This window comes from Nonomuraea sp. NPDC026600 (genome assembly GCF_040638335.1).
In the GTDB taxonomy this organism is placed as follows: Bacteria; Actinomycetota; Actinomycetes; order Streptosporangiales; family Streptosporangiaceae; genus Nonomuraea.
In genome coordinates this window covers 173,170-186,616 of sequence record NZ_JBEZYD010000013.1, presented here as the reverse complement: position 1 = coordinate 186,616, position 13,447 = coordinate 173,170, and the positions used below count along the sequence as shown (strand labels likewise).

Genomic DNA, 13,447 nt, shown 5'->3' with positions numbered 1-13,447 from the left:
CGCTCAGCTCCCCAGCAGGTGGCCGTGCTGCTCTCTGATCTCCCTGCGCAGGAGCTTGCCGGGCCCGCCGGAGGCGTCCTCGAAGTGCGGCAGCGTGTCGGCCACCACGATGCGGTCCGGCCGCTGGTGCGGGGCCAGTTTGTCGTCCAGGGCGAGTGCGAGCTTGGCCGCGTCGAGCGAGTGCCCGGAACGCGCCACCACGGCCAGCAGGATCCGCTGTTCGGCCGCGTCCTGCCCTTCGACGTGCGCGGGCACCCCGACCGCCCCGGCCTCCGCCACGCCGTCGAGCGCGGCGGCGGCCTCCTCGACCGCGACCGGCTGGGTCCAGACGCCGCCCTTGAGAATGGCGTCCTCGCGCCGCCCGAGTACGCGCAGCACGCCGTCGGGGGAGACCGAGCCGAGGTCGCCGCCGACGTACCACGCGCCGCGCAGCACCTCCGCGGTCTTGTCCGGCAGCCCGTCGTAGCCGGTCATCCGGTGCGGCCCGGCCAGGTTGATCTCGCCGACCTCGTCCACCACGCGGCGGCCCGACGGGTCCGTGACCCGGACGGCGTTCCCGGTACGCGCCCGGCCCGACGAGCCGAGCGGCGCGGAGCCGTCGTCGACCCGGCCCATGCAGGTGTAGGGGGCCTCGGTCTGGCCGTAGTAGGAGTAGACGCCCGCGCCGGGCAGCCGCTCCTTGATCCGGCCGAGCATGGTCGCGGTCAGCGGCTCGCCGCCCAGCATGATCACCCGGATCGACGACAGGTCCACCGCCTCGTGCTCGGACGAGCCCAGCAGCGCCGCGTAGAACGACGGGATCTGCGACACGTGCGTGACCCGTTCGCGCGGCACGACGCGCAGGAAGTTCGCCGGGCCCCAGTCCTGCTCCAGCACCAGCCGCATCCCGGCGTACAGGGCGGGCCCGACGATGGCCGGGAAGCCGATGCCCCAGATGATCGCGCCCGTGCCGAACACCGCGTCGGGCCCGCGCGGCACGTCGAGCCAGATCTGCGCGGTCGCCAGCGACGAGGCGTGCGTGTGGACCACGGGCTTGGGCAGCCCGGTCGTCCCCGAGGTGTAGTAGAGCGCGAGCGGGTCGTCGTGGAAGCCCGCGAGCGGCGGCTCTTCCTCCGAGGCATCCGAAGTGTCCGAAGCGCCCACCTTGATCCAGGTGGTGATGGCGGGCAGCGACGGCCTGATCTCCGCCACCACCTGCTCCACGGTCGAGTCGTACACGAACGCCGTGCACCCCGACCGCTCGACCACCGCACGCAGCGTGTCCACCGGCCAGTACGGGTTCAGTGCCGCCGTCACCGCGCCGATCTTGGCCTGCGCCAGGTACACCTCCGCCACGTGCAGCGTCTCGTTCAGCAGCGCCGCCACCCGCATGCCCGGCGTGACGCCCGCCGCCAGCAACGCGTGCGCCCGCCGGTTGACGCTCCTGTTCAGCTCGTCGTAGGTGAAGCTCCGCTCGCCGCAGTAGGTGAGCGCCACCCGGTCGGGGGTGCTCATCGCTGCGGCGGTCAGGATCGCGTGGCCATAGTTGCCGTACGGTGATCGCGCCATCGGGGGGTGCCTCCGTCGTCAGAGGGGTGGATGCCGGTAGAGAGACCAATGCCGTCAAAGGGGGGAATAGAGCACGAAGACGTTTCCTGAGGGATCGCGCAGCACGGCCCGCGTTTCGTGCGGCCCGTCCTCCGGCTCGCGGACCACTTCGGCGCCGCGCGCCACCAGATCGGGTACGGACTGCCGCACGCTGTCCACCTTGAACGACGGCGCGGCCGAGGCGGTGACGTGCTCGGCGGGCCCGGCCAGCGCCACGGTGACGCCACCCCCGTTCAGCGCGGCGAACCTGTCACCGTCACGGAACTTCACCGGCAGCCCGTAGAAGGCGATCGCCTCGTCCAGATCGGCCACGGGTATGAGCACGTTGCCAACGATCACGCGGGCCTCCAATGCGGTAAGTCGTCCACGAACGTCACCCGCACCGGCATCCCGATGCGGACCTCCTCCGGCGCGCACCCCACGACCTGGCCGAACACGCGCGCGCCTTCCGGCAGATCGACCCAGGCCAGCACGTACGGCTCGCGGCCCCGGTAGCCGGGCGCGAACGAGCGGTGCACCACGGTGTACGTGTGCACCACGCCCGCGCCGGAGACCGGCTCGAAGACGAGTTCGCCACCGCACCGAGGACAGTCGGCCTCGGGGAGGTGGACCCGCCGATCGCAGGCCGTACAGCGCTGGACGACCAGCTCGCCGCGCCTGCAGGCGGCCCAGTAGGCGGAGGTGTCACAGGTCATCGCTAGCCAAGCTAGCGCACGCTTGGTTGCTCGACAAGCCTAGCCGGCGGGTTCCTCGGCCGGCTCGCCCGAGGTCAGCGAATCATCCGTGAGCGAGGTCCGCGCATCAGGGCTCGGCGAGACGAAGGCCGGAGTTGAGGGTGGAGTTTCGGAGCGCGGCGAGTCCGAGGGCAGCGCGGCGGGCGGCTGGGACGGCGTCGGGGTGGCGGGCTCCTCGGTGGGCGGGCCGGCCGTCGGCTGCGAGGTGCTCGGCGCGGGGCACGGCGGCCCGTCCACGGTCACCTCGCTGACCTGCGGGCCGTTGGCCGCCGCCGGTTCGGTCAGCAGCAGGAGGCCGAAGTGCGCCTGCTTGCCGCAGCCGACCGAGCCCAGGTCGCGGGCCACGGAGTCGGTGTAGGCGGTCTGGCCGGTGAGCGTGCGGGTCTCCATGTGCACCGTACGGGCCTGGCCGTCGCCGTCACGCCGCGTGTACGTGATGCGCAGCCGTACCGGCCCCCGGCCGTCGGCGGCCACGCGTACCGCGCCCGCCGAGCCGGTCCACTGGACGATGTCCGCCGACCGCACGGCCGGGCTGGGCAGCGTCCGCGCGGACTGCCGGGACGTCGTGGGCGCGGGCGCGCTGGAAACGGTGACGGGCGCGGTGGCGGACGGTACCGGGGCGATCGTCGCCGTCCTGGCGGTGGGACGGCCGGTCTCCGAGGTCCGGCGGACCGGGGTCTGGTCGTCGACCGGGCTGGGATCCAGCGGTTCGGACGTCTTCGGCCGCGGCATCAGCACCGTGCCCGCAGGGCCGGAAGAGAGCCCGCCGGAGAGCACCACCGCGATCAGCACGGCGACCACCGCCGCGCCCGCGATCCACAGGTGCGGCGGCAGCCTGGGCACGCTGATCCGCCGGCCGGCCCCCGGGGTGGTGGTCGGCGCGTCGGTCCTGGCCAGCGGGAAGCGGAGCGCGAGGAGCGTGGCCAGCTCGCCGAGGTGGCGGCGCCCGCGCTTCTCCCAGTCGGGGCCGTAGCCGGCGACCGCGTCCTCCTCCACCTCCGCCGCGAACTGCAGGGCGGAGGCGTACCTGACCGCCGGGTCCTTGGCCAGCCCGCGCCTGAGCAGGTCGCGCAGCGAGTCGGGGGCGACCTCCAGCGGCACCGGCTCGACCAGATGCTTGTCCCGCAGCGAGGGGACGTCCTCCGCCTTGTACGGCGGCCGCCCCTTGACGGTCTCGAACAGCAGGCACGCCGCCGCGTAGAGGTCCGCGGACGGCCCCGCCTCCCCTTGCGTCCACAGCTCGGGCGACATGTACGGCGGGCTGCCCGCGGGCACCCCCGGCTCCTCGGCATGAACCACCACGCCGAAGTCGGTCAGCTTGCTCGTGCCATCCGCCTGGACCAGCACGTTCTCCGGTTTGACGTCCCGGTGCGGCACGCCCTTCTCGTGGGCCGCGGCCAGCGCCGACAGCGTGCTCTTCAGCACCGCCAGCGCCGCCTCCGGGCTGGTCCGGCCGTGCTCGGCCAGGATGGTACGCAGCGACACCCCGTCGACCAGCTCCATCACCACCGCGGCCCTGGTCGCGGTCTCCACGTACTCGTAGAGCTGGACCACGTTCGGGTCGTCGAGCTCCACCAGTGAGGGGGCGTCCACCCGGAAGCGTTCCATGAACTCGGTGTCCCGGCGCAGGGTCGCGTTCAGGTATTTGATCGCGACATAAGCCCCGGTGGCCTGGTAGGTGGCGAGGAACACGCGGCCCGTGTGCCCCGCGCCGAGCTGGCGTACTTCTCGGTAACCAGGGACCAAAGCGAACCCCCATAACGCAGCCGTCTCCCGTTCGACGGTCTCACCCGGGGTCCCGGTTGTCACGGGTCCAGATATTTCGCGATGTGTCAGGTGATTATCACGGTCGGTTGCCGGGTGATATGTTCGTAGCCAAGCAAGCGCTCGGCTAACTGGAGGCGCCGGATGGACCGTACGGCCGTGCTGGTCATGGAGATGCAGCGGGGCGTCGTCGGCGATCTAACGAAATTTCCGGACCTGGTGGCTGTGTGCCAGCGGCGTGACGTGGTGGGCAACACCGCCTCCGTACTTCAGGCGGCCAGGGCGGCCGGCCTCCCGGTGATCCACTGCACCGCCGCCTTCCGCCCCGACCGGGCGGGCTCCCACACCCGCAACAGCCCGTTCATCACCGCCCTGCTCAAGGATCCCGGCCACATGCTGGAGGGCACGCCCGCTGTGGAGGTGCTGCCCGAGCTGCGGGACGACGCCGACCTGGAGAGCCGGCGCCACCACGGGTTCTCCCCGTTCACCGGCACCTCGCTCGACATGACGCTGCGCTCGCTGTCCGTCTCGCACGTGGTGGCCGTCGGGCTCTCGCTCAACCTGGGCATCACCGGGCTGGCCCTGGAGGCGGTGAACCTCGGCTACCGGGTCTCCGTGGTGACCGACGCCGTCGCGGGCGTACCGGACGACTACGCGCTGGCCGTACTGAAGTACACGATCGGCCTGCTGGCCACCCGCGTCACCGCCGCCGAACTCGTCGAGGAGTGGAAGGCCGGGGACGCTCGGTGATGGACGGGATGCGGCTCGACGGGCGCGCGGCCGTCGTGACCGGGGGAGCGGGCGCGATCGGCGCGGCCATCGCCGCCGACCTCGCCGCGCTGGGCGCCCGGGTGGTGGTCGCCGACGTGGACCTGCCGGGGGCCGAGAAGGTGGCCGCGGGGCTGCCGGGAGCCGCCGCCCTGGCCGTCGACCTCGCCTCGCCGCCGTCCATCGAGCGGTTCTGCGGCGCGGCCGGGCAGGCCGACATCCTCGTGCACAACGCCGGGGTGTCGATCGTCGAGCCGTTCGTCGCGAGCGACCCGGCCAACTGGGATCTCATGTGGCAGGTCAACCTGCGCGGCCCGATGCTGCTGACCAAGCTGCTGCTGCCGGGCATGCTCGAGCGGGGGTGGGGGCGGCTGGTGTTCATCTCGTCGGACGGCGCCAGGGCCGGCTCCGGCGGCGAAGGCGCCTACGCGGCGACCAAGGCGGGGCTGTTCGGCCTGGCCAAGACGCTCGCCCGCGAGGCGGCCAGGGCGCACGTCACCGCCAACGTGGTCTGCCCGGGTCCCACGGACACGCCGATGCTCCGGCGCGTCTCCGCGGCCGAGCCCGGGCTGGTCGACAAGATCGTCAGGACCGTCCCGCTGCGCCGCCTCGGCACGCCCGCCGACGTGGCGGGCCTCGTCGCCTACCTGTGCACGGAACGCGCCGCCTACATCACCGGCCAGACGCTGTCGGTCAGCGGCGGCGTGACCATGCAGTGACGCCCGTGCGGTCATATCGAACGGTAGACGGCCTCCATGAGCCGGATCACCCGCTGGTTGCCGGCGAAGACGTCGGCCATCTTGTTCATCACATAACCCGCGGCCAGGCCGTGCCGGGGGTCGGCCAGCCCGATGGAGCCGCCCATGCCCGTGTGCCCGAACGCGCTCACGGACGGCAGGAAGAACGTCATGCCCGGCCGCATGAAACCGAGCCCGAACGAGCTCTCCAGCAGCAGGATCTGGTCGGGCCCCGCCACCCGGGGACGGATGGCGTCCTCGAGCGTCTCCGGGCGCAGCAGCTCGCCCGCGAGCAGCGCGCGGTAGAACGCCGCCAGCGACCTGGCCGTGGTGACGACGCCCGCCGCGGGCCAGCCGGCGCGCAGGAGGACCGGGTTGTTGGCGCCGCCTTCCAGATCCTGGATCCGCGGATTGCCGAGGGCGCGGTTCGTCAGGCTGCCGGGATCCCGGGCGGCCATGGCGATCGCGGTGACCGGATCCTTCGGCGGCCCGATGGGCGTCGTGGCGCGGACGGGAGCGCCGGGCGCGCGGCGGGGCGCGCCGTCGCCCTTGCCCGGCTCGCCGAGCTTCCTGCCCGTCTCGCTGCCGGGCCGGGGCTCGGCCGTCAGGCGGGCCGCCTTGGCGATCACGTCGTCCGGCGCCCCGACCCACAGGTCCAGCCCGAGCGGCCCGGAGATCTCCGCCGCGACCAGCTCGCCCACCGACTTGCCCGTCACCCGGCGCACGACCTCGCCCACCAGGAAGCCGTACGTCAGCGCGTGGTAGCCGTGCGCCGACCCCGGACGCCAGATCGGCCGCTGCCCGGCCAGGCGCGCCGCGATCGCCGGCAGGTCCTCGAACTCCTCGACCGGCACCCGCTCGTCCAGCGCGGGCAGCCCGGCCTGGTGGCTGAGCAGGTGCTCGACGGTGATCCGCTGCTTGCCCCGTACGCCGAACTCCGGCCACACCTCGGCGACCGGCGCGGTCACGTCCACCAGGCCGCGCTCGGCGAGCTGCAGCAGCACGGTCGCGGTGATCGCCTTGGTGCACGAGTACGCGAACACGGGCGTGTCCCGCTCCCACGGCCGGCCCGTGTGCCGGTCGGCCACGCCGTCCCACAGATCCACCACCAGTTCGCCGTCCAGATAGACCGCGAACGCGGACCCCAGCTCGACACCATCGGTGAAATTCCGCTCGTACGCCTCGCGCACGCGGGAGAACCGGGGATCACAGTGCATCAAGACCTCCGACAGAAGGGGAGCGCACACTTGCCAGCCGAGCCTAACAATTGGGGACGTTTCGGCCCAGAGGATCAACGAGGCACGCTGAACCTGCTCACCGGCGACGTGGTGCTGAGCGCCCTGGCCGCCGCGACCACCGGCCAGGTGCTCAGCCTGTCCATGCCGATCAGGGGCGCCACGTCCTCGCCCGCTCCCACGACGGTGCCGCACTTGCGCGGCCGTCCCCTGCCGCAGCACTTCATGTCGGTCGACGGCGGCGACTACGCGGCCGGCGCCCGGCCGGTGGGCGCGGGGCTGCGGATGGCCGACGACGCGCTGATCGTCACCCACCACGGCACGACCACGCACATGGACGCGCTGTGCCACATGTGGTCGGGCGACGAGCTCTACAACGGCCACCCCGCCGCCCGCGTACGCTCCTACGGCGCCACCCGGTGCGGCATCGAGCGGGTGGGCGGGGTCGTGGCCAGGGGCGTCCTGTTCGACGTGCCCCGCCATCTCGGGCTCGACCACCTGCCGGCCGACTTCCGCGTCCCGGCGGAGCTGCTGGCGGAGATCGCCGTGCCGCGCGCGGGTGACGTCGCGGTGATCCGTACCGGCTGGCCCGCCGTGTGGGAGCGCTCGCACGAGGAGTACTGGTCGGGCCAGCCGGGGCTGTCGGCCGGCGCGGGGCGCTGGCTGGCGTCGCTGGACGTCTCGGCCGTGGCCGCCGACAACGCGGCGATCGGCGGGCTGAACGACCGTCAGCTCGCCGACGAGCCGCTCGACGACGACCTGCACCTCATCCTGCTCCACCGGCACGGCATCCACCTGATCGAGATGCTCTGGCTGGAGGAGCTGAGTGCGGCGGGCCGTACGGAGTTCGTGTTCGTCGCGGCCCCGCTCAGGATCGAGGGCGGGACCGGGAGCCCGCTGAACCCGCTGGCGATCCTCTGAACCCTGCTACCACGTGACCGGGAGGCTCTCCACACCGTAGACCGCCGCGCGCTCCTTCAGCGGCACCTCGGAGGCGGGCACGGCCAGCCGCAGGCCGGGGAAGCGTTCGAAGAGCCTGCGGTAGCCGATGCGCATCTCGACCCTGGCCAGCTGCTGCCCCAGGCACTGGTGCACGCCGTGCCCGAAGGCCAGGTGCCGCCGCGCCTCGGCCCGGTCGAGCCGCAGCTCGCCCGGATCGGCGAACTGGCCCGGGTCCCGGTTGATCGCCGGCAGCGACAGCGCGACCGTCTCGCCCTTCCTGACCAGCTCGCCCGCCACCTCCACGTCCTCCAGCGCGACCCGGCTCGGCGCGCCCACGTGCAGGATCGACAGCCAGCGCATCAGCTCCTCGACCGCGTTCTCGCCGTCGAGCAGGGCCCGCTGCTCCGGGTGCTCCAGCAGCGCGAAGACGCCCAGGCCCAGCATGTTCGCGGTGGTCTCGTGGCCGGCGACGAGCATGATCAGCGCGAGGTTCGTCAGCTCCTCGTCGCTGAGGTCGCCGGTCAGGCCGCTGATCAGGTCGTCGCCCGGCTCGGCGCGCTTGCGCCGGACGAGCTCGCCCAGATAGCCGGCGAGCGCCGCCAGCTCCGGCACGCCCTCCTCGTCGAGGGCGACGAACCGCGCGGTCTTCTCCTGGAAGAACTCGTGGTCCTCGTACGGCACGCCGAGCAGCTCGCAGATGACCAGCGACGGGATCGGCAGCGCGTACGCCGGGACCAGGTCCACGGGCGGCCCCGCCGCGGCCATCGCGTCGAGGTGCTCGGCGGCGATCTGCTCGATCCGCGGCTCGAGCAGCCGCATCCTGCGGACCGTGAACTGGCCGGTGAGCAGGCGCCGGTAGCGGGTGTGCTCGGGCGGGTCGGTCGTCGCGAACATGCCGGGCGGCGCGGGCCGGTCCTGGCCGAACTGCGAGGTCGCGCGTACGGGGCTGTGCTTGAGCTCCTGGCGGGAGCTGAACCGGGGATCGCTCAGCACGGTCCGCGCGGCCTCGAAGCCGGTCGCCAGCCAGCCCGCGTGTCCGTCCGGGTAGTCCAGGCGCGACATCGGCGGCAGCTTCTCCAGCGCGGGAGGCGGGTCGAAGGGGCATCCAGGGGTTCTGTCCATGGGGATTCGCATATTTTGAGAGTAGACTCCTATTTGAGAGTTGTATAGCAGATTGATGTGATCTCTCGTGAGTGGACGGCCCTGTGTCACAACCCCGACAATCGGTGCCATGAGCGATCGACCGGCCCCGGGCCTGCGGGAGCGGAAGAAGGCCAAGACGAGGGCGCTGATCCAGAAGGAGGCGCTGCGGCTGTTCCGCGAGCAGGGTTACGTCGAGACCACGGTCGAGCAGATCGCCGAGGCGGCGGAGGTGGCGCCCAGTACGGTGTTCCGCTACTTCGCCACGAAGGAGGAGCTGGTGTTCATCGACCAGTTCCCGCCCTTCGCCGAGGCCCTGGAAGCGGCTCCGGCCGAGCTGAACCCGATACGTGCAGTCCGCGTCGCCCTGCGGGAGGTGACGTCGGGCCAGACGGCCGAGGAGATCGCCGAGGGGGTGGAGCGGGAGAAGCTCATGCTCACGGTGCCCGAGCTGTGGGCGGCGAGCCTGGAGAACGTCTCCGGGACGCTCAGGACGCTGCAGGAGATCCTGGCCAGGCGGGCGGGGCGGGACGTGGACGATCCGGAGATTCGCAACATCACAGGGGCGATCACCGGCGTGCTGTTCGCGGTCTGGTTCGACTGGGTGAAGAACCCCGTGATGGACGGGCCCGCCGAGGTCGACAAGGCCCTGGCCCACCTGGAGGAGGGACTACGCCTGTAGCCCCGCCCGGATCGCCAGCCGGGGCTGCGCGCGGTGGGCGTCAGGCGCCCGGGTAGTTGCCGCCGCCGTGGGCCGCGTCCAGGGCGTCGTAGTCCGGGGTGAAGCCGCGCTTGGGTATCGCCTCGACGAACGCCACCTCGCGCGGCTTCTTGTAGGAGGCGAGCGTGTTCTTGACGTGGTCGATGAGGTCGTCGGCCGTGACCTCGGCACCCTCCTTGAGCGCCACCACCGCCTTGACCGCCTGGTGCCAGGTGGCGTCGGGGATGCCGATCACGGCGGCGTCGGCGACGGCCGGGTGGGCCTTGAGCGAGCGTTCGACCTCGGCCGGGTAGACGTTCTCGGCGCCGGACTTGATCATGCGGAGCCGGGGCCCGATGAAGGTGATCGTGCCGTCGGGCTCGCGCCGGCCGAGGTCGCCGGTGTGATGCCAGCCGTACGCCGACTTAACCACATTTAAGTCTGGCCGGGCGAAATATCCGGAAAAGAGGGTTTTGCCGCGCGCGCAGATCTCGCCCACCTCGCCCGCCGGAACCTCGGTGCCGTCGGGGGCCAGGATGCGGACCTGGGCCAGCGGGGACGGCCGTCCGGCGAAGCCGGCGGCGCCCGGAGCCAGGCCGAGGAAGGTGAGCATGCCGCCGACCTCCGTCTGCCCGTAGCCGCCCATCTTGGACCGGCACCAGGGGGAGTCGTCCACGGTGATCATCGCGTCCCACTCTGCGGAGTGCGAGACGAACCGCAGCGACGACAGGTCGTACTTGCCGCCGGTGTTCGCCTTCGTCACGGCGTCGATCATCGGGCCGAACAGGAACGCCTGCGTGACCCGCTCGGCGTCGATCAGGCGGCACACCTCTTCGGGGTCGAAGGCGGGGGTGAAGACGTTCGTGCCGCCGATCTGGAGGGTGGCCAGGCAGAACATCATCGTGCCCACGTGGAAGAGCGGCCCGTTGTCGAGGAAGGTGAAGCCGGGCTCCATCTGGCGCACCACCAGCAGGGACACGCTGTGGGCCAGCAGGGCCGCGCTGCTGAGGAGGGCCGCGTTGGGGCGGCCGTCGAAGGCGGCGGTGTAGAGGGCCAGCACCGGCTCGGTGTCCTCGGCGGGCGGGAAGTCCCTGGGGGAGCCGCTCGCGACGAGCCGCTCGTAGCCCTCTCCGGCCTCCACCCAGAGCGCGGTGTCGGCGGTCAGGGCATCGGTGGCGTCGGACGTCTCTCGGACGACCACGCGCGGCGCCAGGTCCTCGACCACGAAGCGCAGTTCGTCCGCCGACTGCCGCCAGTTGGCCGGGCAGAAGATCGCCCCCAGCCGTGAGCACGCCAGCAGCAGTTCCAGCACCGCGTGTGAGTTCTGCCCCAGCCAGAGCACGCGTTCACCGGCCGCCACGCCCGCGGTGGCGAGGGCGTCCGCGAGGCGGGAGACCCGGGCGTCCAGCTCGGGGTAGGTGCGGCGGGTCTCCCCGTCCACCACCGCCGTCACCTGGGGGCGGCTGCGCGCGTGCTCGGCGAGTACGTCGGACAGCGACAGGCTGTGGATCATCGCATCTCCTGCAGCGTCGGTGGGTCAGTGGAATGCGGGCATGACCTCGGCGGCGAAGAACCGCATGACCTTCTTCATCTCCTCCAGCGGCATCGGCCGGGTGCTGCCGAAGTCGCAGAGCAGGTTGGCGAACCCGGCGTCCCGCAGCAGTGAGATCTGGTCGATGACCCGCGCCGGGTCACCGATCACCTCGAGCTGCTCCCAGCGGAAGTCGGCCGAGACGGACCCGCCCTTGAGATAGCGGTCCTGGTAGTACTCGAAGCCCTGCGCGGCCTTGCCGGTCTTCGGGTCGATCGGCGCGCTGCGCTCGTTGAAGATCCGCGACCGGTCGAACGACGCCTCGAACCTGGCCTGGTCCTCGCGGGCCTGCTCGACGGTCGGCGCCACGTAGACGCTCCGCGCCACCACCAGCTCGGCGCCGCCCGCGTGCCCCGCCTGGGCGGCGGTCTCCTGCCAGGTCTCGGCCGCCTTGACGACCTTGCGGAACGTCGCCGCCGGGTCGGCCAGGATGGGCAGCCCGCGCTCACCGTACATGGTGACGGTCTCGGGGGAGACGGCGGCGACATGGATCGGCGGGTGCGGCGTCTGGACGGGGCGCGGCGTCAGCGACACCTCGGCGCCGGTCTTGTAGAACTTGCCCTCGTGCTGGAACGCCTCCTGGGTCCACAGGCCCAGGATCACCTCCAGCGCCTCGTTGAACCGGTCGCGCGCCTCTGCCAGGTCGATGCCGAAGCCCTCGAACTCGAAGCTCTGGTAGCCGCGCCCGATCCCGAGATCCAGCCGTCCGCCCGAGAGCACGTCCACCAGCGCGGCCTCCTCGGCCACGTGGATCGGGTTGTGCAGGGGCAGCACCACGATGCCCGTGCCCAGGCGGATGCGCGAGGTGCGGGCGGCCGCGTGGGCGAGCAACGTGAACAGGTTCGGCACGACGCCGTAGTCACGGAAGTGGTGCTCGGCCAGCCGTACCCCGTCGAACCCCAGTTCCTCGGCCAGCTCGATGAGCTCCAGGTGGTAGTCGTAGACGTCCTTGAAGCTCTGGCCGTCGAACCGGTGGAAGAGGTGGAAGGTCGAGAACTTCATGCGGCGGCCCCTCAGTGGTAAACCAAGCGCTCGCTTGGGACATTACCACGGGCCGCGTTTCCTAGGCGAGGGCCGTGAGCAGCCCCATCGTCAGCGCGGTGCGCTCGGGAATGTGCTCGACCAGCACGTGCTCGTGCCGCGCGTGCGCGCCGCCGCCGACCGCGCCCATGCCGTCGAGCACCGGCCGGCCCAGCGCGGAGATGAAGTTGCCGTCGCTGGCCCCGCCGACCGCCGTCTGCTCCAGCTCCCAGCCGAACCCGGCCGCGACCGCCCGCGCCTCCTTGAACAGCCGCTGCGACGGCGGGTTGGGCGTCATGGGCGGCCGGTTCCAGCCGCCGGTGACCGTGACCGACACCCGCGGGTCCGAGGCGCGCAGGCCGGCGAACACCTCGTCGATGCGCTCCATCTCCGGCACCTGCGCGACCCGGACGTCGATGCCGCAGGTGGCGCGGCCCGCCGCGACGTTGCGCCCGGTGCCACCGCTGATCAGCCCGACGTTCAGCGTGGTGCCGCGCTCCCGCGCGCCGGATCGGGCGAGCCGGGTGACGAGCTCGGCCAGCGCGTGAATGGCGCTCGCGCCCGAGTCGGGGTCGAGCCCGGCGTGCGCCTCCACGCCGGTGACCGTCACCTCGAACAGCCCGACGCCCTTGCGCGAGGTCTTGAGCACGCCGTCCAGCGACGCCTCGAAGACCAGGCTCGCCAGCGCGTCCGCGCTGGCGGCCTCGATGTGCCGCCGGGAGAACAGGCTGCCGATCTCCTCGTCGCCGTTGAACAGGTATCTCACGCTCGGGTGCGGCAGGCCGAGCTCACGCAGCCCCCGCAGCGCCCAGATCGTCTGCACGAGCCCGGTCTTCATGTCGAACACGCCCGGCCCGGTGATCCTGCCGTCCGCCACGGTGAACGGCCAGTCCGCGAGCGTCCCGATCGGCCAGACGGTGTCGTAGTGGCTGAGCATGAGCACGGTGCCGGGCGCGGTGCCCCGGTAGGTCAGCTCCAGGACGTCGCCGTACTGGCCGCCGTCGTGCGCGACCGCCTGGTCCGGCACGCCGAGCCGCTCCTCCACCAGGGCCCGGATGGCGCCGAGCCCCTGGGCGAGCATGGCCTTGTCGTAGCTGTAGGTCTCCAGCTCGACGAACGTCCTGAGATCGTCGAGCATCGCGGGCAGAGCTTGGCTGGTCCAGCGTGTGATGGGCACATAAATCCTTTATCCAGGGGACGAGCCCCTGACACGCGAGGCGCATGTGAGA

General features: G+C 72.0%; 13 protein-coding genes. 4 read left to right on the top strand and 9 right to left on the bottom strand.

Features of this window, described 5'->3' with window-relative positions:
* Nucleotides 1-3: 3 nt before the first annotated feature.
* The 4 genes from AB0F17_RS29205 to AB0F17_RS29190 are packed head-to-tail and all read right to left on the bottom strand — an operon-like array spanning nt 4 to nt 4,130.
* A complete protein-coding gene (locus AB0F17_RS29205) occupies nt 4-1,548 on the bottom strand; it encodes a class I adenylate-forming enzyme family protein (protein WP_358029036.1) in 1,545 nt (514 codons plus the stop codon).
* Nucleotides 1,549-1,602: 54 nt separating this feature from the next.
* Entirely contained in the window at nt 1,603-1,926 is a 324-nt protein-coding gene (locus AB0F17_RS29200) for a VOC family protein (RefSeq protein WP_308168822.1), read from the bottom strand.
* Nucleotides 1,923-2,282 (bottom strand): Zn-ribbon domain-containing OB-fold protein, encoded by a 360-nt coding sequence (locus tag AB0F17_RS29195; RefSeq protein WP_214643058.1) that lies wholly within the window; start codon nt 2,280-2,282, stop codon nt 1,923-1,925. The genes AB0F17_RS29200 and AB0F17_RS29195 overlap by 4 nt, the downstream gene beginning before the upstream one ends.
* Nucleotides 2,283-2,321: 39 nt before the next feature.
* A complete protein-coding gene (locus AB0F17_RS29190) occupies nt 2,322-4,130 on the bottom strand; it encodes a protein kinase (protein ID WP_358029032.1) in 1,809 nt (602 codons plus the stop codon).
* 99 nt (nt 4,131-4,229) lie between these two features.
* On the opposite strand from AB0F17_RS29190, the gene AB0F17_RS29185 reads away from it, so the two are divergent.
* Together AB0F17_RS29185 and AB0F17_RS29180 are read left to right on the top strand one after the other, a co-directional pair.
* Complete coding sequence (locus AB0F17_RS29185) at nt 4,230-4,835, top strand: isochorismatase family cysteine hydrolase (protein ID WP_358029029.1); 606 nt, start codon at nt 4,230-4,232, stop codon at nt 4,833-4,835.
* Nucleotides 4,835-5,572 (top strand): SDR family NAD(P)-dependent oxidoreductase, encoded by a 738-nt coding sequence (locus AB0F17_RS29180; RefSeq protein WP_358029253.1) that lies wholly within the window; start codon nt 4,835-4,837, stop codon nt 5,570-5,572. Before AB0F17_RS29185 ends, AB0F17_RS29180 begins: the two co-directional genes overlap by 1 nt.
* Nucleotides 5,573-5,583: 11 nt before the next feature.
* Here AB0F17_RS29180 and AB0F17_RS29175 read toward each other — a convergent pair whose 3' ends face one another.
* Nucleotides 5,584-6,807 carry a serine hydrolase domain-containing protein gene (locus tag AB0F17_RS29175; protein WP_358029026.1) on the bottom strand — a complete coding sequence of 408 codons (1,224 nt, stop codon included), beginning with the start codon at nt 6,805-6,807 and terminating at the stop codon, nt 5,584-5,586.
* A gap of 30 nt (nt 6,808-6,837) precedes the next feature.
* Here AB0F17_RS29175 and AB0F17_RS29170 point away from each other — a divergent pair, with 30 nt between their 5' ends.
* Nucleotides 6,838-7,746 (top strand): cyclase family protein, encoded by a 909-nt coding sequence (locus AB0F17_RS29170; protein WP_358029023.1) that lies wholly within the window; start codon nt 6,838-6,840, stop codon nt 7,744-7,746.
* Nucleotides 7,747-7,752: 6 nt separating this feature from the next.
* Here AB0F17_RS29170 and AB0F17_RS29165 read toward each other — a convergent pair whose 3' ends face one another.
* Entirely contained in the window at nt 7,753-8,889 is a 1,137-nt protein-coding gene (locus AB0F17_RS29165; protein WP_358029021.1) for a cytochrome P450, read from the bottom strand.
* A 109-nt stretch (nt 8,890-8,998) separates the two neighbouring features.
* On the opposite strand from AB0F17_RS29165, the gene AB0F17_RS29160 reads away from it, so the two are divergent.
* Nucleotides 8,999-9,589 carry a TetR family transcriptional regulator gene (locus AB0F17_RS29160; protein WP_358029018.1) on the top strand — a complete coding sequence of 197 codons (591 nt, stop codon included), beginning with the start codon at nt 8,999-9,001 and terminating at the stop codon, nt 9,587-9,589.
* 40 nt (nt 9,590-9,629) lie between these two features.
* Here AB0F17_RS29160 and AB0F17_RS29155 read toward each other — a convergent pair whose 3' ends face one another.
* The 3 genes from AB0F17_RS29155 to AB0F17_RS29145 all read right to left on the bottom strand — a co-directional run bounded on the left by AB0F17_RS29155 (nt 9,630) and on the right by AB0F17_RS29145 (nt 13,395).
* Entirely contained in the window at nt 9,630-11,120 is a 1,491-nt protein-coding gene (locus AB0F17_RS29155; RefSeq protein ID WP_358029015.1) for an AMP-binding protein, read from the bottom strand.
* A gap of 24 nt (nt 11,121-11,144) precedes the next feature.
* Nucleotides 11,145-12,200: an LLM class flavin-dependent oxidoreductase gene (locus AB0F17_RS29150; RefSeq protein WP_358029013.1), complete on the bottom strand. Its 1,056-nt coding sequence runs from the start codon at nt 12,198-12,200 to the stop codon at nt 11,145-11,147.
* 61 nt (nt 12,201-12,261) lie between these two features.
* Entirely contained in the window at nt 12,262-13,395 is a 1,134-nt protein-coding gene (locus tag AB0F17_RS29145) for a M20 family metallopeptidase (RefSeq protein ID WP_358029010.1), read from the bottom strand.
* Nucleotides 13,396-13,447 lie beyond the last annotated feature (52 nt).